The following is a 20,841-nucleotide window of genomic DNA, read 5'->3' as shown; positions in this document are numbered from 1 at the left end:
TTTAATTAAGGATGATCGCCAATCCACTGTGGCACTACGGCGACACTTGTGAGACGGAGCGGCATGAAACAGGGAGAGGGGCGCAAGGTCCGGGTCGTCGTCGTCGGTGGTGGCACCGCCGGATGGATGACCGCTGCCGGACTCGTCGGCCTGCTGCCGGCGGCGTGCGACGTGACGCTGGTCGAATCGGAAGCGATCGGCATTGTCGGGGTCGGCGAGGCGACTTTGCCGCATCTGCGCCTCTACCTCGAACGGCTCGGCATCGACGAGCGTGCGTTCATGGCCGCGACCGACGCGACCTATAAGCTCGGCATCGAGTTTCGCGATTTCGGCCGGATCGGCGACCGTTATATCCATCCGTTCGGCACCTATGGCCGTCCGCTCGCCGGGGTCGCCTTTCACCATTACTGGTTGCGGCGCGACCGGGCCGGCGCGGTCCAGCCGATCGGTGCCTTTTCCGCCGGGGTGGTCGCCGCCGAACGCCGCCGCTTCGAACGCCCCGGCAACGATCCGGGCGATCCGACGACGTCGTTCGGCTATGCCTATCAGTTCGATGCGACCCGCTTCGCCCCGTTCCTGCGCGACTGGGCCGAGGCGCGCGGGGTGACCCGGATCGAGGGCCGGATCGTCGGTGCCGACCGCCAGGGCGACAGCGTCGCGGCGGTCGAGCTGGACGACGGTCGCCGGATCGAGGGGGACTTGTTCGTCGACTGTTCGGGCTTTCGCTCGCTGCTGCTCGGCGAAACGCTCGCGGAGCCGTGGGAGGACTGGTCGCACTGGTTGCCCTGCGACCGTGCGGTCGCCGTCCCCTGCGCCAGCCCGTCCGGCCCGATCGAACCCTATACGCGGGCAACGGCCATGCCGGCCGGATGGCGCTGGCGCATTCCGCTGCGCCACCGGGTCGGCAATGGCTATGTCTATGCCAGCGCCCACTGCAGCGACGACGAAGCCGTCGCCGCGCTGCTCGCGGGCCTTGATGGCGAACCGCTTGCCGACCCGCGCCCGTTGCGGTTCAGGGCCGGACGCCGTCGCCGCAGTTGGAGCGGCAATGTCGTTGCGGTGGGTCTCGCCTCGGGCTTTCTGGAACCGCTCGAATCGACGAGCATCTATCTGGTGCAGGCGGCGATCACGTCGCTGATCGAGCATTTCCCCGACACCCGCGTCGCGCCAGCCGATCGCGACGGCTTCAACGCCGCGATCGATGCCGAATATGACCGCATCCGCGACTTCCTGATCCTTCACTATCATGCGACCGAGCGCGCCGATTCGCCCTTCTGGAATCATGTGCGCACGATGACGATCCCCGACACGCTGGCCGACAAGCTGGCCTTGTGGCGCGGCAGTGCGCAGGTCGCCCGCTATGGCCATGGTCTGTTTCTCGAACCCAGCTGGGTCGCGGTCTATCTCGGTCAGCGGGTCGTGCCCACCGGTTGGGACCCGCGCGCCGACCAGCCCGACGCGGCCGGCCTCGACCGGGCACTCGGCTCGTTGGCACAGGCGATCGCCGACCGGGTCAGGGCGATGCCCGGCCATGACGCGGCACTCGGCCTGTGACCGGCAACGTCCGCCAGCAGCTGCGGTCGGTCGCGGTCGTCGGCGGCGGCCCGGTCGCGCTGATCGCCGCGGTCGCCTTTGCCCAGGCGCTTCCCAGTGCCACGATCACCCTCGTTCCCGCGCCCGTCGCGCCCGACGCACTGGCCGACCGCTTCCCGATCGCACTGCCCGCCACCCACGACCTGCTGGCGACGCTCGGTCTGTCACCCGAACGGTTGCTGGCAAAGGGCATCGCCCGTCCGCGCCTCGCCACCCGGTTCGATGCGTGGAGTCGCGATGGCGGCGCGTGGATGGTCGGGGACGACAGTGCTGCGACCCTTCCCGAAGGACGGCTGCACGCCGTCTGGCTGCGCGCGCATGGGCTTCGCCGTTTCGATGAACTGATTCCTGCCTGCGTCGCCGCGAGCGCCGGTATCGTCGATCCGCGTATCGAGCCGGCATTGCAGATCGACCCCGGCCGGTTCGCGCAGGTGCTGGGCAGCATCGCCGGTCAGGCCGGTGTGCGTCCGGTCGCCGCGTTCGCCGCGTTCGACGGCGACCGGCTGGCGCTGCACGACGGTACCCATGTCACCGCCGATCTGTTCATCGACGCCAGCGGCCCGCCGCGCCTGTTGAGCCACGCCGCATCGTTCGCGGATTGGGCAGCAACGCTGCCGGCCACCCGCCTGACGGTATCGCCACCGGTCGCCGATCCCGGCCCGATCGACCGGTATCGCGCTACCCCGACCGGCTGGACCGCCGATTGGCCGGGCGCGACGGCGACCGCCGGCAATGGCGGCGACGGCATCGCGATCGTACCGGGGCGGCTGATCGCGCCGTTCGATGGTAAGGTGCTCGCCATCGGCGATGCCGCGGTCCAGCCGGGGCCGCTCGGCCGGATGGGCTTCACCCTCGCGCTGACCCAATTGGCGCTGATCCACGAGTTGATGCCCGCCCGCGACCCCGAACCGCTGCTGGTCGCCGAAATCAACCGGCGCGCCGGCGAACGGGCCGACCGGTTGCGCGATTTCCTGGCCACACATTATCATGCCGGCGGCCGCACCACCGGGCCGTTCTGGCACCGTCTTGACCGGCATCCCCGTCCGGCGTCGCTCGACCGCCTGCTCACGCAGTTCGCGCGTCGCGGCCAGGTCGTGACCGACGACGAGGAAACCGTGTCCCGCGACGCATGGCTTGCCGTCCTGCTGGGGCAGGGGATACGCCCCGAACGACCCGATCCGGCTGGGCTGTCGCTTTCGCCTGCCGAAGCCGCCCGCGCGATCGACACGCTTGCCGCGCGCCTCGCCGCGCTGGAGTTTCCATCATGACCGATCCGATCCGTACCGTCGTCATCATCGGCGGCGGCACCGCCGGCTGGATGACCGCCGCCGCCGCCGGCCGCTATCTCGACGATGGCCGGCGGCGTATCAAACTGGTCGAATCCGACGCGATCGGCACGGTCGGCGTGGGCGAGGCGACCATTCCCTCGATCCTGAACTTCAACAAGCTGCTCGGCATCGACGAAGTCGAATTCCTGCGCGAAACGCGCGGCAGCTTCAAACTCGGCATCGAATTCGCCGGCTGGCACACTGCCGATAGCCGCTATTTTCACCCCTTTGGCAACTTCGGTCGCGATATCGAGGGGGTCAATTTCCACCAGCTCTGGGCAAAGCTGAAGGGGCAGGACGGCATCGGCCCGATCGGCGATTATTCGCCGGCGACCGTCGCCGCGCGCGCCAATGCGTTCGGCCCGCCGCATCCCGACCCGCGATCGCCGCTGTCGGGCATCGCCCATGCCTATCATATCGACGCCACCCTCTATGCCCGGTTCCTGCGCCGCCGCGCCGAAGCGGACGGCGTCGCCCGGATCGAGGGGCGCATCGTCGCCGTCGAGCATAGCGCCAACGGCCATGTCGCCGCCGTCCGCCTCGACGATGGCCGCCGGGTCGAGGGCGACTTGTTCATCGACTGCTCGGGCTTTCGCAGCCTGTTGCTGGGCGAGGCGATGGGGGTCGGGTTCGAGGACTGGTCGCACTGGCTGCCGTGCGACCGTGCCATCGCAGTGCCCACCGAACGCACCGAACCGGTGCTGCCCTATACCCGCGCGACTGCGCATGCCGCCGGCTGGCAATGGCGTATCCCGTTGCAGCATCGCACCGGCAACGGCGTGGTCTATGCCAGCCGCTACATGGATGACGATGCGGCGGAGGCGTTGCTGCTAAGCCGCCTCGACGCCGCGCCCACCGCGACCCCGCGTCGCCTGTCGTTCACCGCCGGGCAGCGCGATGCGATGTGGGCGGGCAATGTCGTCGCGATCGGCCTGTCGGGCGGGTTCCTCGAACCGCTCGAATCCACCAGCATCCACTTGATCCAGCAGGGGATATCGAAACTGTTCGCGCTGTTCCCCGATCGGGGCTTTTCGCCCGTCGAGCGCGACGAATATAATCGGCAGATGGCCGACAATTACCGGTCGATCCGCGACTTCATCATCCTCCATTATCATGCGACCGTGCGCGACGACTCCCCGTTCTGGAACCATGTCGGCACCATGGACGTCCCCGACAGCCTGACCCGCAAGATCGAGCTGTTCCGGCAAAAGGGCCGCATCTTCCGCTACGAGGACGAGTTGTTCGCGACGCCCAGCTGGGTCGCGGTGCTGCTGGGGCAGGGGGTCGAACCGGTCGGGTACGATCCCGTGGCCGACGCGCTCGACGAGGAACGCCTGCTCCCCGCGATCCGCCAGATGCGCAGCGCGACGGCGGCGGCGGTCGCGACCCTGCCGCAACATGGCGCGGTGCTGACGCGGCTGAAATGACCGGGGCCAGACCGCCCGTCGATCCGGTGGTCACGCCCGACCGACTGGCCGCGCGCGGAGCATGATCCGGACGCGACCGTCCGAAGCGTTCTGCTGGTCGCCCGCGGCCACGCTTGATCCCGATGGGGCTTGGTGGTTGTTAGGCGCATGACCCCGTTACCGCCATCGCCCCCCTCTGCCCGGTGGCATCCCCGTCTGGTCGAGGCGGCACTGGCGTTGCACGACAATCGCCTCGGCGAGGCGGAACCGCTGCTGCGCCAGCATCTGAAGGCCGACCCGTTCGACGCGCGTGCGATCCGCATGCTGGCCGAACTCGCCGGGCGGATCGGGCGCTACAAGGATGCCGAAACGCTGTTGCGCCGCGCGCTGGAGCTGTCGCCGGTATTCCACGCGGCGCGCGCCAATCTGGCGATCGTGCTGTATCGCCTGAACCGTCCGATGGAGGCGATCGCCGAACTTGACCTGTTGCTGGAGGAAGAGCCCGACCATGTCGGCCATGCCAATCTGAAGGCGGCGGCGCTCGGGCGGATCGGCGGATTCGACGAAGCGATCACGCTGTACGAAACCGTGCTGCGCGACGCGCCCGATCAGCCGCGGGTGTGGATGAGCTATGGTCATATGCTCAAGACCGTCGGGCGACAGGCGGACGGCGTTGCCGCCTATCGCCGGGCCGTCGCGATCACGCCCTCGCTGGGTGAGGTGTGGTGGAGCCTCGCCAACCTGAAGACGGTCGCGTTCGACGACGCCGACATTGCTACGATGACGGCGGCGCTGGCGCGCGACGATGTCAGCGTCGAGGATCGCTTCCACCTCGACTTCGCGCTGGGCAAGGCGTTCGAGGATCGCCGCCGGGCGCAGGAAGCGTTCGCGCATTACGATGCGGGCAACCGGCTGCGGCGGACGCAGATCGTCTATGATGCGGAGGAGACGCGGCGCTTCGTCGATGACAGCGTCGCAACCTTCGACGCGGCGCTCATCGCCGCGCGCGCCCGGCTGGGATCGACGGCATCCGATCCGATCTTCGTGCTGGGCATGCCGCGGTCCGGATCGACGCTGATCGAACAGATCCTGTCGAGCCATTCGCTGGTCGAGGGGACGTCGGAATTGCCAGATGTGCCCGCGCTCGCCCGTGCCGTGGCCGACTATCCCGCCGGGCTCGCCGCACTCGATGGTGCGCAGTTGCAGGCGATGGGGGACGACTATCTACGGCGTGCTGCGGTGCAACGGCGTACCGACCGGCCGTTCTTCATCGACAAGCTGCCCAACAACTGGGCGCATCTGCCGCTGATCCTGTTGATGCTGCCGAACGCCCGCGTGATCGATGCCCGCCGCCATCCGCTCGGTTGCTGTTTTTCGAACTACAAACAGCATTTCGCGCGGGGGCAGGCGTTCAGCTACGACCTGACCGATATGGGCCGCTATTACCGCGACTATGTTAGGCTGATGGCGCATGTCGACCGGGTCGCACCGGGCCGCGTGCACCGGGTGTTCTACGAACAAATGGTCGACGATACCGAGGCGGAGGTGCGTCATTTGCTGGATGCATGCGGCCTCGGTTGGGAACCCGCCTGCCTGTCCTTCCACGAAACGCGGCGGCCGGTGCGGACCGCCAGTTCCGAGCAGGTTCGCCAGCCGATCTATCGCGACGGGACGCAGGCATGGAAGCCGTTCGATCCATGGCTGGGCCCGCTGCGCGACAGCCTTGGCGACGTGCTGACCGCCTATCCGGCCGTGCCGGCATTCGATGGATCGTTAAGAGCAGCGTTGTAAAACTGTCACGCTGCACCTGCGAAATGATTCTGCGGACCGCAGCGTGTTGACGGTCAGGGCGCGCTAGTTAACCTTGCGTAACATTATGTTGCGCTGGGGGGTTTTATGGTGCCGATCGTTCGCCGAACGCTGAGCGTCGCTTTGCTTCTTTCGTCCGCGCTCACGACCCTGCCGGCATTGGCGCAGTCGGCGACCCAGCAGCCCGCCGATGCGCCAGCCGGTCCGGCACCGGCCGACGACAGCCAGGACGAGATCATCGTCACCGCGCAAAAGCGGGACGAGAATATCCAGAGCGTGCCGATCAGCATTCAGGCGATCGGGACCCGGCGGCTCGACCAGCTGAACGTGACGAGCTTCGCCGATTATTCGCAGCTGCTGCCCTCGGTCGCGTTTCAGAGTTCGCAGCCGGGCGTCACCACCGTCTATATGCGCGGGGTCGCCAGTGGTGGTGACGGCAACCATTCCGGCTCGCTGCCATCGGTCGGCGTCTATCTGGACGAACAGCCGGTGACGACGATCGGCGGCACCCCCGACATCCATATCTATGACGTGGCGCGCATCGAAAGCCTCGCCGGGCCGCAGGGGACGCTGTACGGTGCGTCGTCCGAGGCCGGCACGATCCGGATCATCACCAACAAGCCCGACCTGAAGGAGTTTTGCGGCAGGGTCGATGGCGAGCTCAACACCGTGAAATCGGGCGGCACGGGCGGCCGGCTGGAAGGGATGCTGAACATCCCGCTGTCGCAAAATGCGGCGTTGCGGGTCGTCGGCTTCTATCAGCATGATGCCGGCTTCATCGACAATGTCCCGGGCACGCGCAGCTTCACCGGCGGCATCACCGTCGACAACCCCGAATTCGTCGAAAAGGATTATAACGATGCCGATCTGTGGGGCGGCCGCGCCGCGCTGAAGATCGATCTCGACGACAACTGGACGGTGACGCCGACCATATTGTACCAGGAACAGCGCGCCCATGGCACCTTCGGCTACGATGCCAAGGTCGGCGACCTCGAGGTTCAGCACTTCTTCCCCGAATATCGCCGGGACCGTTTCGTACAGGCGGCGCTGACGATCGAGGGCAAGGTCGGCAATTGGGACCTGACCTATGCCGGTGCCTATTTCGACCGGCGCGCGCTGCAATCGTCCGACTATACCGATTATGCCGAAGCCTATGATTCGCTCTACGCGTCGGTCGGCGGCATCGCCGGCTATTTCTATTTTCAGAACAATGCCGGGCAGCAGATCGATTCGCGCCAGCGCATCATCGGCACCGATCATTTCAAGAAGATGAGCCAGGAACTGCGCGTCGCATCGCCGCAGGACGAACGCTTCCGGCTGGTCGCCGGTGCCTTCTACCAGCATCAGAGCAACCGCATCGGGCAGGATTATCGCGTCGCCGACCTCGCCGACAATCTGTCGGTCAACGGCCGTCCCGGTACCCTGTGGCTGACCGAGCAATATCGCGTCGACAAGGATTATGCGGTGTTCGGCGAGGCCAGCTATGACCTCTTGCCGAAACTGACGCTGACGGCCGGCGGACGCGCCTATATCTTCGACAACTCGCTGATCGGATTCTTCGGCTTCGGTCGCGATTTCGACGGTCCGCCCTATAATGCGGCGGGCAGTTCGCGCACCGGCGTCGCCGGCTGCTACACGACGACGGGCGCGCTGGTCCGTGACAATCCGGGCGGCACCCTGCTGCCCGCAGCCGTCGGTGGCAGTCCGTGTACCAACCTTGCCCAATATGTCGGCGGTTCGCTCAGGCCGCGCAGCGTCGACGGGCAGGGCGCGACCTATCGACTCAACCTGACGTGGAAGCCGACCGACGGCCTGATGTTCTACGGCACGTGGTCGAAGGGTTTCCGCCCCGGCGGGATCAATCGCCGCGCGACCGTCGCGCCCTATGCGCCCGATTTCCTCGTCAATTACGAGGCGGGGTGGAAGACGACGCTGCTCGACGGCCGGTTGCGCTGGAACGGCGCGGTCTATCAGCAGAACTGGAACGCCTTCCAGTTCTCGTTCCTCGGCGCAAACAGCTTTACCGAAATCCATAACGGTCCGGACGCGCGCATCCGCGGTGTCGAGAGCGACGTCGCCTTCAATCTCGGCGGGCTCTCGCTCACCGCGGCGGGATCGTACACCGATGCCAGGATCCAGCGGAACCTGTGCGCGATCGACGATCCGACCTATAGCTGTGCCGGCACCGACAATTTCATCGCGGCACCGGTCGGTACCCGTCTGCCCGTCACCCCGCGGTTCAAGGTCAGCGGCAATGCCCGCTATACGATACCGATCGGCAGCACGGCCAAGAGCTATGTGCAGGCGCTGGTGACGCATCAGAGTTCGGCATCGTCCGATATCCGCACTGCGGTCGTGGAGACCGGAACCGGCGATATCGTCAACCCGGCGGCATTGCAGGGGCGGCTGGCCGCGTTCACGACCGCCAATTTCGCGGTCGGTACCGATCTGGGCACCTATTCGCTCGAACTCTATCTCCAGAATGCGTTCGACGAACGGGCGCAGCTGTCGCGCTTCCAGCAATGCGGCAGCTGTTTCCAGCGACCCTATATCGTGACCAATACGCCACGGACGATCGGCATCCGCGCCGGCGCCCGCTTCTGACCCCTTCGGAAAGATCGTTCATGCGTAGCATTGCTTCCGTCCTCCTCGCGCTGGCCCTGACCGCCGCGCCGGCACAGGCGAAGACCGTCGTCGTCACCGCCGCGCATATGGTCGACGTCCTGTCGGGCAAGCGGGTCGACAACCCGCAGGTGACGATCGTCGACGGCCGGATCCGGACCGTCGGCCGCCGCGGCGACGCGGTGCCGGCGGATGCGGAACGGATCGACCTTGGCGACCGTACCTTGTTGCCCGGCCTGATCGACATGCACGTCCACCTGACCAGCGATCCGACGCTGAGCGGATACAAGGCGCTGGAATTCACCGACAGCTACTGGACCGTCGTCGGCGTCGCCAATGCCCGCCGGACGCTGAACGCCGGCTTCACCACCGTGCGCAATGTCGGGTCGAGCGACTATGCCGATGTCGGTCTGAAACAGGGGGTCGATCGCGGCGAGATACCGGGGCCGCGGATCGTGCCGGCCACCTATGCGCTGGGCGTCACCGGCGGGCACTGCGACGCCACCGAATTCCCGCCGTCGATCACCGTGCCGCAACCGCAGATCGCGAACTCGCCCGACAGCTTCCGCGCCGCCGTCCGCACCGTGCGCAAATATGGTGCGGAGGTCATCAAGGTCTGCATGACCGGCGGCGTGCTGTCGAAGACCGACTCGGTCGGCGCGCAGCAGTTGAGTTTCGAGGAGATCAAGGCGATCGTCGACGAAGCGCATATGCTGGGGATGCGCGTCGCGATCCATGCGCATGGGGCGGACGGGATCAACACCGGCCTGCGCGCGGGCGTCGACACGATCGAACATGCCAGCCTTGCCGATGCGACGTCGTTCAAGCTCGCCAAGGAACGCGGCGCGTGGTTCGACATGGACATTTATGACGATGACTACATCCTTGCCGAAGGGGCGAAGAACGGCGTCTTTGCCGAAAGCCTCGAAAAGGAACGCCAGATCGGCCGCAAGCAGCGCGAGACGTTCCGCGCGGCCCATGCCGCCGGGGTCAAGATGCTGTTCGGCACCGATGCCGGCGTCTATCCCAACGGCAACAACGCGTTGCAATTCGCCAAGATGGTGGAGTGGGGCATGACCCCGATGCAGGCGATCCAGTCCGCGACGAGCAGCGCCGCCGAGGCGCTCGACCGCACGCGCGACGTCGGCGCGATCGCAGTCGGGCGGTACGGCGACCTGATCGCGGTCGACGGCGATCCGCTGACCGACGTGCGCACCCTCGAACGCGTCGCGTTCGTGATGAAGGGCGGCGACGTCGTCGTGCGACCGGCCGCCCCGGCCCGCTGACGGCGTCGCCGACGCCGATCGGCCCGCGACCGCTCGGGAGGGCGCGAATCCGGAGGACCGGACCTCGCCCCGCCGCACGTCAATCGGCAAAGGCGGCGTCGCCATCGGCGAGTTCATACACGTAATAGGCATGGCCGTTCTGGGTATAGCTGCCCACCAGATCGAGCGCCGCGACGCTCGCCCCGCCGGTCGCGGTGATGCGGACCGTCCCGAACGGCGCGGTCGCCGATACGTCGCCCAGATGGCTTGGGTCGAGCGTACCGTTGCCGGTCAGCACCAGCCGCCCCCCGGCCCCCAGCTCGATCCGGCCGTCGCCATCGGCATCGTACAGCGCGGTGGTGGTGACCACGCGATCCTTCCGCCCGAACGATGCGATGCTGTCGCTGCCCCAGTTCACGTCGAGCGCGGTGTCGAACAGGAACACGTCGCCCCGGCGGTCCTTGGTATCGCCCGCCAGCGCGTCGTCGCCGAGCATCCCTTCCTTCCACCCCTTTTGCCGGGTCGATGCGTCGGCATAGGCGAAATGCCCGGCATCGTCGTTGCCGATATAGCGCAGGCTCCTGGGGGCGCCGATGAAGCGGACGGTGTCGGTGCCCTTGTCCGGCCCGTCGAAATCGAGCACCCCGTTCCTGCCGAACGTGATGACGCCGTCCTTGTTGTTGTCGACGATACGCTCGTCGACGATCAGAATGTCGTTCCCGCCAAAGCCCTTTACGCTGTCCTTGCCGGTGCTGGTTCCGGCTACGTGCAGCGTGGTCGGTCCCGGTCGGCCGGTGACGTCGATGGCGTCGTTGCCGCTGGTGAAGCCGGGGACGACATCGCCGCTCAACCGTTCGAACAGCAGGAACGGGTCGTTCTGCGGTGCCGGTTCGACGATGTCGACGACCGACGATCCGACCGGCTTGCCGTCATAGTTCGGATCGTCGCTCGATACGCTGTAATCGATCTGGCCGATGGTGCCGGGTTCGGCCCCGGCGACGATCGTCGCGTCGATCGTCTTGGTCAGCGGCCCGTCCGGGTCGAAGGTGATCGTAACCGGCTTGCCCGGTCCGTTGCCGAGGTCGATATCGTCGCCCGGCGTCGCGGTCACCTGTACCGGCTTCGTCGGACGCGCGCCGTCGGGCAGCGACAGGTCAATGGTCAGCCGGTCGCCCGGCTGGGCATCGCTGTCGGGGCCGGGACCGCGCACGAGGATGTCGGGCCGGACGAAGGTGCGCAGCGACCCGTCCCGGATCAGCAGCCCGCTGTCGAGATACGCGTCGCGGCCATCCTTCACCTCGATCGTCAGGACGTTTTCCTGGCCCCCGATCACCTGACCCGCGATGGTCAGCATCCTGGTATAGGCGTCCGCGCGGATCTGGTCGGCAAGCGGGCCGCTGCCCGGCGCGTTGAGGATTAGGTCGCCGCTGCCCGAATAGACGAGGCTCTTGAGCGACAATTCGGTGCCGTTCGACAGCCGCCCGATCTCTACGCCGTTCAGCTTGATCGAGAACAGGTCGGACAGCTTGGGCCCGTCATATTCGGGCAATTCCTCGGTAAAGAACACCGCGTCGAAGGCGAAGCCGGTGTCCCCGTCCTTGGGCGTGAAGCGATAGGTCAGCTGTGTCGTATCGCCCGGCAATCCTTCTGTGCCCAGATCGCTAGACAGGTCGCCCGACGGTTCGACGCCATCCGCCGAAACCCGAATGGTCGGCACCACCGTTTCGCCGCTACCGCCCGATTCCGCGACATAGAGATACAGCGGTTGCGCGGTGCTGACCGTCTGGTTCAGGTCGAACGCGATCGATCCGCCATCGCCCAGCGTCAGCGCACCGATCGCGGCCCCGGTCCCGATCCCGCCGGCCTCGCCGAACCGGTCGAGCCGTGCCCCCGCCTCGTTGACCAGCTTGAGATTGATCGCGCCGCTGAGATCGGCGTCGGTGCCGCCGAAATCGCCGGTCGAGCGCAGCTTCCCCGCCTGGTACGTCATGGCGTCGGCCGAGAAGTCGAACACGTCCAACCGCGGCAGGATCGACGGATCGTCGAGGCTGAAGTCGTTGTTGGCCGCCAGCAGTTCGGCAAAGGCCTGCTGGTCGATGCCCTTGTTGCTGAGCGCCACCGCACCGACGTCGAAACCGCTATAGATGCCGGTGCCGCCGCCCTGCATGCTGTTGCTGTCCGACAGGCGGATCGAGTTGATGTCGATGCCCAGATGCGACAGGTCGGCGCGATAGATGTCGGTGTTGCCGACCCGCCCGATCCGTTCGAACTGTACCGGGACCGAGGTGATGAGCGTCCCGCTATGTTGCAGGCTATTTTCGCCGGGCAGGTCGGTGACGCGCCCGGTCGACAGGATCACCCCCTTGCCCAGCCCGAACGGATCGCCGCTGAAGGTGCCGAACGCCTCGGCGCTGCCCGACAGGGTCACGCTGGTCTTGGTCGCGCCGCTCGCCGCGTCGAACGTGCCGGTGAGCGCGGTCGGCGACGAATTCTGCGTGACGGTGAAACCGCCTTTCTGTTCGGCCGACAGGGACGCGGTGCGCAGCGTCGCTGCCGGATCGACCGTGTCGGGCAGGGCGGCCTTCCGTTCCTGCCCGGCGATCGGCGGATTGGAGGGATCACCGGTCAGCGGGTCGACATAGTCGAACGCCTTGCCGAGCAGGTTCATGCCGGTGACGTTTTTGACGATACCGATCAGCTCCGGCACCGGACCGCCGAGCATGTAGATCTGGGTATCGCCATCGATTTCGCGCAGGAAATAGCTGCGCGCGGTGCCATGTAGCTGGATGACGTCGCCATCGGCCGCCGAATAGTCGGTGATGACGCCGTGATTGGCATCCCCCTCCGGCGTCTGCCGGGTGTAGAACGCACCGAAGGAATCGCCGAGCACGAAGCGATCGGCGCCTGCACCGCCGGTCAGCTCGTCGATTTCACTCCGATCGTAATCGCTGGTGGTCGAATTGGCATCCTCGACGATGCGGGTGGTCCCGACCAGCACGTCGTTGCCGTCGCCGCCGTCGATCGTGTCGTTGCCGGTGCGGCCGTACAGATAGTCGTCGCCATCGGCACCATGGAGTTCGTCGCTGCCCGACGCCTGTGACCGGTCACCGCTGATCCGGTCGAGGAACAGCGTGTCGATGACGGTGTCGGTGCCGGTGATGATGTCGTTGCCGCTGCTGCCGATGACGTTCAGCCGTTCGATATTGGTGAACTGCACATCGTCCGGCGCATCGCCGGGGATCGGGCGCGGCATGCCGGTGTCGCCATAGACGCTGTCCTCCAGCGTCACATAGCGGCCGGTATTGCCCTGCACCTCGCTGCGCAGCACCCGCCCGCCGCGAGCGGTGCAGTCGACCGAATAGGCGGTTTGGGTGAAGCCGGTCGAAATGACCCGGCGTCCGTCCTCCAGCATCGAATAATCGAGGAACAGCGTGTCGCCCGGTGCCTTGCGGAACGCGTCGACGCTGTCGATCTCGTAGATGCGGCTGCCGACGCGGTCGAGGGCATAGCGGTCGGACAGGCCCCGCACCGCCAGCCCGCCATCGATCGTATCGCGGCCGAGACCGCTTTCGATCCGGTCGCTGCCGTCGCCGGAGCGGAAATCATTGTCGACCCGGCCGGACTGGCGGATGCGGTCGTTGCCGCGATCGGTCACCACGACCGACAGGCGTTCGAACCGGGTCGCCGCTGCGCCGCTCGCAAGCCGCAGGTTATAGTATTGATAGTCGCTTCCGGGGGTGTCGCCGCCGTGGATCGTCACGTCTTCGGTGATGCCGGTCAGGTTGATCGCCAGCGTGTCGACACCGCTGCCGCCGTTCAGGAAGAACACGACATCCGGGTTGCTGTTGCCGCGATAGGCGGTGCTGCCCGCGTCGCTGATCCCGTCGTCGATCATGCCGCCGCCGATCGAATCGCCCGAGCGCGAAAAGCCCCAGCTGACCGTATCGCTGCCCTGCGCCCCGTAGATCACGTCGCTGCCGATCCCGCCGGCCAGCGAATCGTCGCCGCTGCCGCCGTACATCCGGTCATCGCCATTGCCGGCAATCATCCTGTCGGCGAAGCGGGTGCCGGTGAAGTCGATCCGCTCGATCTCGGTGAAATCGACCCGGTCCAGCGTACCGCCATCGCCGTTGGCATGCGACAGGCGCCCTTCGGTGGAATAGACGAAGCGGCCCGACACGCCGCCGCCGACATCGGCGTCGACCGTCGAATAATCGACCTTGAGCGTGTCGGTCCCCGCGCCGCCGATCACCGCGTCGGACACCTTGCGCCCGGCGATATGGGGATCGATGACATTGTCGCCGTCATCGCCACGCAGCACGTCGCCATAGGCCGAACCGCGCAGATCCTCAATGCCCGAATAGCGATCGCCCTCGGCCTCGGCCCCCTTGCCGATCGCGGTCAGATCGACCTCGACCGCGCCGCCCGATCCGGCATAGTCGGCAAGGTCGCGGCCCGCTGCGCCGTACATCGTGTCTGCGCCCACCCCGCCGATCAGCGTGTCGTCGCCGCCCGCCCCGGCCATCCGGTCGTTGCCGGTACCGCCCTCAATCCGGTTGTCGCCATTGTCGCCGGTCAGCGTGTCGTCGAAGCGGGAGCCGACAAGGTTTTCGAACGTGCTGAACCCGCCATCCTGTGCGCCGAGGACCGCCGCCATGACGATCGTATCCGGCGCGGCGGCGGGATCGGGCTTGCCGTCGGCACCGAACGACCGCAGCAGATCGACCGACACCGCCTTGGTCGCGCGGGCATAGCTGAGCGTGTCGACGCCGGCCCCGCCGTCGAGCGTGTCGCCATCGCCGCGCGCAAAGACCAGATCGTCGCCACCACCGGCCAGCACCAGATCCGTGTTCAGCCCGCCATCGATCGTATCGTCGCCGTCGCCGGCATCGAACTGGTTCGCCTCGGCATTGCCGACCAGCGTGTCGTTGAAGGTCGATCCCTGGATCGCCTGGATCCTGATAAGCGAGTCGCCCTCCGCCTCGCCATAATATTGGACGATGCGGTTGAGGTTGACGTCGACCCCCGCCCAGCTGGTGATGTAGCTGGTGGCGTTCACCCCTCCGCCGTTTGCACCGCTGCCGCCGTTGAGCACGTCGGCACCCATTCCGCCCATCAATATGTCGTTGCCCGATCCGCCGAACAGCGAATCATTGCCCTCGCCCCCTTCCAGATAGACGTTCTCGGTCATCGCCTTCGCATCGATGCGGTCGGCAAAGGCGGTGCCGATGACGTTCTCGATGCTGATCAGTTTGTCGCCATCGGCCTCGCCGCCACTGGAGGTCGCCGATCCATCCTGCGAGATGGCGATCCGGACCCCGATCTTCTGCGCGGTGTTGGCCGCCGAGTAATCGACGGTGTCGCTGTCCGCGCCGCCATCGATCGTGTCGGCCCCCCGGCCCCCCGACAGCTGGTCGAGACCGCTGCCGCCGGTCAGCGAATCATTGCCGTCGCCGCCCGATAGCACGTCCTCGCCGCTCCCGCCGGACAGCGTGTCGCTGCCCCCGCCACCGACCAGATTGTCGTCGCCGTCGCCGCCATCGACCAGCGAATCCTGCGTCACGTCGCTCTGGATGATCAGCGCGTCGTTGCCCGCACCGAAACTGGCGACGATCCTTCCCGCCGCGATCCGCTGCGTGAAGCCGAAGGCGAGAATGTCGAGTTTGTCCGGCACCACCACCGGATCGCCGCCGCCGCCGCCGGCGATGCCGCCATCGCCGGCGTCGCGTGCGCGGGCGATCAGATAGGATTCCTGTTCGGGCGCGTCGGCCATCTGGATTGGCTTGAATATCGTCTTCCCGTCCACCTCGTCCGGAACCGCGCGCTCTGTCGCATCCGCACCGACGTTCAGCCGGACATCGCCGCTGTCGAGCAATGTCGCGAGGCCCTTCGCATTGGGTTCGGTGATGACGAAATCGGGATGCGGGCATTCGAACGCGGTGAACGACCCCAGCGTCTGGCTCGCGATCGGAAAGTTCTTGCGATAGGTGAAGAAGGCGAAATCGATGACCAGCCGGGCATTGGCCTCGACCGTCGCCACACCGCCGATCGGATCGAAGATGCAGTCGATCGTCTTGGCGGTCAGGTGATAGCGGCCGGCGGTATCGCCGTTCAGGAACGCATACAGGCCGAACAGGAACGACACCCCGACAGTGAAACTGCCGCCACCAAAGCCGATCCCGGCCCCGCCGCGCAACTCGACGTCGAGCGCGCCGATCGGTTCGAACTGTTCGTCGTTGAACGGCGGGGGTGCTCCTTCGCCCTGCTGCGGTCGCGTGCTGGCGTCATATTCGGGCGTCGACAGATAGAAGCCGAGAAACGGATTGCCCTTGTCGAATCCATAGCTGTCATAGCCCAGATCGAAGTCGAGCGAGGCGCGGATCGCGCCGCTGATTTCCGCGCCCAGCGGGCCGATGATCGGAAAGAATTTCGAAAAATGCTGTTCGAAGGTCAGCGGCGGCACGTCATATTCGACGAAGCTGACCGGTTCGCCGGTGCCCAGCAGCAGGTCGGCGATCAGCGCCGGGTTTTCGAGCAGGCCGAAGCTGAAACCCTTGCTCTCGCCCACCTTCGCCGCCGACAGCGCCGCCTGTTTGCTCATCGCGCCGGTGTCGACATTGGTCAGATAGGCGAGGGTGGCGCCGTCGACCTTGCCGCTGTCCTTCAGCGCCTTGGTCAGGATGCCGAAGATGTCGTCGTCGCTGGCCTTGAACGTCGGGCTGCCGTTCTTCGTTTCGATACTGCCCAGCGTGACGGTCTGGCTGGTGTCGATCGCGCCCAGCGTGCGCAGCACGTCGATGATCGCGACGACCTTGTACCACGGCTCGACGATGCTGCGCAGATCCTCGCGCACATAGACGACGAGGTCGGCCAGCGTCACCTTGCCGTCGCCCTTGCCACCGGTGCCGCCGACCGTGTCGAGGCCGAGACCGATCGCCGAATTGATGCCGTTGATGACCGGCACCGGCGACGTCGCGACATCGACCAACGTGCCGAACGGCGCGGCGTTGAACACGTCGGCGACCGATTGCGCCGCATCCTCGACCAGCTTGAAATAGGTGCCGAGATCGATGGTCACGTCCTTGATGCCGAACGACTTCGTCGACACCCCGTCCTTGTCGACGTCGATCGACGCGACCAGTTCGCCCCCGATCGTCGGCAAAAATTCGAGCGCCCCCGCCGTCGTGCTGGCGAAGTCGAGGTCGAGCTGCCCCGTCGCGCTGAAATCGGTCTTGGCACCCAGCGTGCCGTCGGTCTGCGTGACATCGACCGCCACCGTCGCGATCAATTCATGCGCGGCAGGATCGTCGGGGTTGGCCGGATCGACCGGCACCGCGTCCTTGAACGTCACGCCGATGAACCCCAGCCCCGCCTCGCCCTTGGTGATCGACAGGTCGCCGGTCAGCCCGATCCTGACCTCCGGCTCGACATTGTCGGCCAGCGTCATCTTGCCGTCCTTGGCGACGGTCAACTCGGCGGCCAGCACCGCGGCAAGCTTCAGCCCGACCGCTGCTTCCAGTTTCAGGAAGCTGCCGAGACTTTCGCCGACCTGCGCCGCATCCTTGCCGGTCGGCGAGAATGCTTCGGTCCGGGCAAAGGTCAAAGTGACGCCCGCAGCCGTGGTCGCGACGGCGGTTACGCCCTCGTCCTTCAGCTGATCGGTGATCGCCTTGGCCAGCGCGTCGGCGGCATCCTGTTCGGTCGGCTCGTCGGGTACGGCCTGTACGACCGCCAGCAATTTGGTGTGGATCGACGTGTAGAAGGCGAGGGCATCGGCAACGCCCGGCGCATTCTTCAGCGCACCGACGAACGGCAGCGACACCTTGTCGATCTGTGCCACCAGATTCGCATCGATCTGCGCAAAGAAATCGTCGATCGCGGTTTTGACTTCGTCCTTCAACGCCATGCCAATCACTCCCCTGTCCGGGGCGGAGTATGGCGATCGGGCAAGCGGGGGTGTGCACCGCGACCATGGTGGTCGCGACGGCATCGATCCGATTGTCCCTTGCGGTCCATCGCGGACCGTCGCGCCCCCAACCCCCTGCTTGCAAACCCAATATCGCCGATCGACCCAGACAAAGTATTGAATGAATCGGACATCGGCGCGACACGGGCACATCAATCGATCGTGGGGGCGAACGATGACGACGCGCATGACCTACTTGCCGCAGCACCCGTCGTTACAGGGGCTGGTCGATGCAATATATGTATATCGATGCGATCAACCTTTTCGGCAGCGCTGGGCCGGCGCGCTGTTGCCGCAACTGACTTGGCAGATACAGGGGGCGTTCGCCTGGCGCGCGCGCGGCGGCGACGCGCAGCCGATCGGTCGTGCCGCCATCCTCGGCCCCGCATCGGCGGCGATGCAGCTCGAAACCCATGGGCCGATGGTCGTGATCGGGCTGGGGCTGTTTCCGGAGGGCTGGGCGGCGCTGCTGCCGATGGCCGCCGGGACGATGGTCGACCGCGTCGCCGCGCTGCACGATGTCTGGGGCGACGACGCCGACCTGCCGCTCGCGGGTAGCGCGGCGGACGACGATGCGACGCTTGCCGGACGGATCGACGCCCTGTTGCGCAAGCGGTTGCGCGACGCGTTGCCGGTCGATCCGCGCATCGCCACGATTACCGCATGGGCCAATGGCAAGGATCACGACATCGATGCGCTGGCGGCGTCGTTGCAGGTTTCCCGGCGTCATCTCGATAGGATCACGACCGCGGCCTGCGGCCTGCCGCCAAGCGTGCTCGCCAACAAGCAGAAGATCATGCGCATGGCCGCCGCCCTCGCCATCGGCATGGACAACCGCCGCGCGGTCTGGACCGAGGAGTTTGCCGATCAGGCGCATTTCAACCGCAACTTCAAACGCTTCATCGGCGTGACCCCGACCCGGTTCCTGCAGGCCGACGATGTGCTGGTCCGCGACGTGATGCAGGCCCGCTTCGCGATCGCCTCGCACCATCCACTCGGCCTTTCGACCGACACCGCTGTCCCGTTGTGAAGGGCGGGTCAGGCCGGACGTAGATCCGGATGGCCCGATTATCTGCCTTACCCTTGCGAAGGCGGGCGATGGCGGACGCAAGCCCCCGGCTGCGCGTCAGTCGAACGTCACCGCGATGTTGTCGATCAGCCGGGTCGTGCCGATCCGCGCCGCCGCCAGCAGCCGGGCGGGGCGGCCGCGGATGGGGGCGGTCAGCGTTTCGGCGTCGACCAGCGTGACATAATCGGTGTCGAACCCCGCCCGGGTCAGCATCGCCACCGCCGCTGCCAGCGCGGTCGCGGGATCGTCGCCGCGTTCGATGCCGCGCTTCGCCTCGCCCAGTGCGCGGGGCAGGGCGACGGCGCGGGCGCGTTCGGTTTCGTCGAGATAGATGTTGCGTGACGACAGCGCGAGTCCGTCATCCTCGCGCTGGGTCGGCACGCCGACGATCTCTACGGCCAGGTTCAGGTCGGCGGTCATGCGCCGGATGACCACCAGTTGCTGGAAATCCTTTTCGCCGAACAGCGCGACCGCCGGGCCGACCTGTCCGAACAATTTGCCGACGACGGTCGCGACCCCGTCGAAATGGCCGGGGCGGTGTGCCCCGTCGAGCACGTCGCTGACCCCCGCCACGCTGACATTGGTCGCAAAGCCCGCCGGGTACATTTCCTCGACCTCGGGCGCCCATAATATGTCGACGCCGGCCTCGGACAGCATCTGCGCATCGGCCGCCTCCCGCCTTGGATAGCGCGCCAGATCCTCGTTCGGACCGAACTGTTTCGGATTGACGAAGATCGACACGACGACCCGCGGCGCGCGGCGGCGGGCGGCATCGACCAGCGCCATGTGCCCGGCATGGAGCGCGCCCATGGTTGGAACCAGCGCGACGCTCTCCCCGGCCTGGGTAAACTGGCCGAGCGCTTCGCGAAGCACCTCCAACCGACGTATAATTTGCACGGCCGATGGCCCTTCGATATGGGTGGGGGAGGCGGCTTTACTGGATCAGGCCGCTCGGGATCAACAAGGTTGGGTTGCGCGCTTGAACGAAGGTTCGGATCGGTTGCACGTCATCGTGTTCGCCAATGAAAAGGGCGGCACCGGCAAGTCGACGACGGCAGTGCATGTCGCCATCGCCCTGGCGGCAAAAGGCGCGCGGGTCGCGTGCTTCGACCTCGACCATCGCCAGCGGACGCTGGGCCGCTATCTCGACAACCGGGCGGAGACGATGAAGCGCACCGGCCGCAACCTGCCGATGCCGGTCTATGACACGCATGACGGCGAGAGCATGACGCGCTTCAACGACGCGCTCGGCCGGCTGGGTGAAAACGCCGAATATCTGGTGATCGATACGCCGGGGCGCGACGATCGCTTCGCCCGGATCGCGGTGACCAATGCCGACACGCTGGTCACGCCGATGAACGACAGCTTCGTCGATTTCGACCTGATCGGACAGGTCGATCCGGACACGTTCAAGGTGACGCGTCCAAGCTTCTATTCCGAACTGATCTGGGAAACGCGCAAGCACCGCGCGAAGATCGACGGATCGACGATCGACTGGGTCGTGCTGCGCAACAGATTGCAGCATATCGAGGCGCGCAACATGCGTCGCGTGTCGGAGGCGATCAATTCGCTGTCGAAGCGTGTCGGCTTTCGCGTGACGCCCGGCCTGTCCGAACGCGTCGTGTATCGCGAGCTGTTCCCGTCAGGGCTGACCATGCTCGACCGCAACGAATTCGGGGAGATGGGGCTGGCGCATGTCGCCGCTCGGCAGGAGTTGCGCGAGATGATGGGCGGGCTGCAACTGCCCGAACCGCTCGGCGCGCCGACCGCGATCTGACACGGC

The 20,841-nt window shown here is 66.4% G+C and carries 10 protein-coding genes; 8 read left to right on the top strand and 2 right to left on the bottom strand.

Annotation, left to right across the window (positions count from 1 at the left end):
- The first annotated feature begins 63 nt into the window (after positions 1-63).
- From ASE70_RS03555 to ASE70_RS03530, 6 genes are all read left to right on the top strand, one after another.
- Positions 64-1,554, top strand: coding sequence for a tryptophan halogenase family protein (locus tag ASE70_RS03555; protein WP_056501455.1), 1,491 nt, complete (start codon positions 64-66; stop codon positions 1,552-1,554).
- Positions 1,551-2,861, top strand: a complete 1,311-nt coding sequence (locus ASE70_RS03550) for a tryptophan 7-halogenase (RefSeq protein ID WP_056501452.1) — start codon at positions 1,551-1,553, stop codon at positions 2,859-2,861. The genes ASE70_RS03555 and ASE70_RS03550 overlap by 4 nt, the downstream gene beginning before the upstream one ends.
- Positions 2,858-4,348, top strand: a complete 1,491-nt coding sequence (locus tag ASE70_RS03545) for a tryptophan halogenase family protein (RefSeq protein ID WP_056501451.1) — start codon at positions 2,858-2,860, stop codon at positions 4,346-4,348. Before ASE70_RS03550 ends, ASE70_RS03545 begins: the two co-directional genes overlap by 4 nt.
- A 147-nt stretch (positions 4,349-4,495) precedes the next feature.
- Positions 4,496-6,118 (top strand): tetratricopeptide repeat-containing sulfotransferase family protein, encoded by a 1,623-nt coding sequence (locus ASE70_RS03540; protein WP_056501448.1) that lies wholly within the window; start codon positions 4,496-4,498, stop codon positions 6,116-6,118.
- Positions 6,119-6,223: 105 nt separating this feature from the next.
- Positions 6,224-8,740, top strand: a complete 2,517-nt coding sequence (locus ASE70_RS03535) for a TonB-dependent receptor (RefSeq protein WP_056501445.1) — start codon at positions 6,224-6,226, stop codon at positions 8,738-8,740.
- A gap of 20 nt (positions 8,741-8,760) precedes the next feature.
- Complete coding sequence (locus ASE70_RS03530; protein WP_056501443.1) at positions 8,761-10,044, top strand: Xaa-Pro dipeptidase; 1,284 nt, start codon at positions 8,761-8,763, stop codon at positions 10,042-10,044.
- Positions 10,045-10,123: 79 nt separating this feature from the next.
- Here ASE70_RS03530 and ASE70_RS20950 read toward each other — a convergent pair whose 3' ends face one another.
- Complete coding sequence (locus ASE70_RS20950) at positions 10,124-17,929, bottom strand: choice-of-anchor L domain-containing protein (RefSeq protein ID WP_056501438.1); 7,806 nt, start codon at positions 17,927-17,929, stop codon at positions 10,124-10,126.
- Positions 17,930-18,176: 247 nt separating this feature from the next.
- On the opposite strand from ASE70_RS20950, the gene ASE70_RS03520 reads away from it, so the two are divergent.
- On the top strand, positions 18,177-19,019 hold the full coding sequence (locus ASE70_RS03520; protein WP_235519549.1) for a helix-turn-helix domain-containing protein: 843 nt from the start codon (positions 18,177-18,179) through the stop codon (positions 19,017-19,019).
- Between the two features lie 96 nt (positions 19,020-19,115).
- Here the strand turns inward: ASE70_RS03520 and panC are convergent, their stop codons facing one another.
- Positions 19,116-19,955 (bottom strand): pantoate--beta-alanine ligase, encoded by an 840-nt coding sequence (gene panC / locus ASE70_RS03515; RefSeq protein ID WP_056396129.1) that lies wholly within the window; start codon positions 19,953-19,955, stop codon positions 19,116-19,118.
- Between the two features lie 82 nt (positions 19,956-20,037).
- On the opposite strand from panC, the gene ASE70_RS03510 reads away from it, so the two are divergent.
- Positions 20,038-20,835, top strand: coding sequence for a division plane positioning ATPase MipZ (locus tag ASE70_RS03510; protein WP_056000313.1), 798 nt, complete (start codon positions 20,038-20,040; stop codon positions 20,833-20,835).
- The last annotated feature ends 6 nt before the right edge of the window (positions 20,836-20,841 follow it).

This window comes from Sphingomonas sp. Leaf22 (assembly GCF_001421715.1).
Classification (GTDB): Bacteria; Pseudomonadota; Alphaproteobacteria; order Sphingomonadales; family Sphingomonadaceae; genus Sphingomonas.
This window is presented reverse-complemented; position numbering and strand designations above follow the sequence as displayed.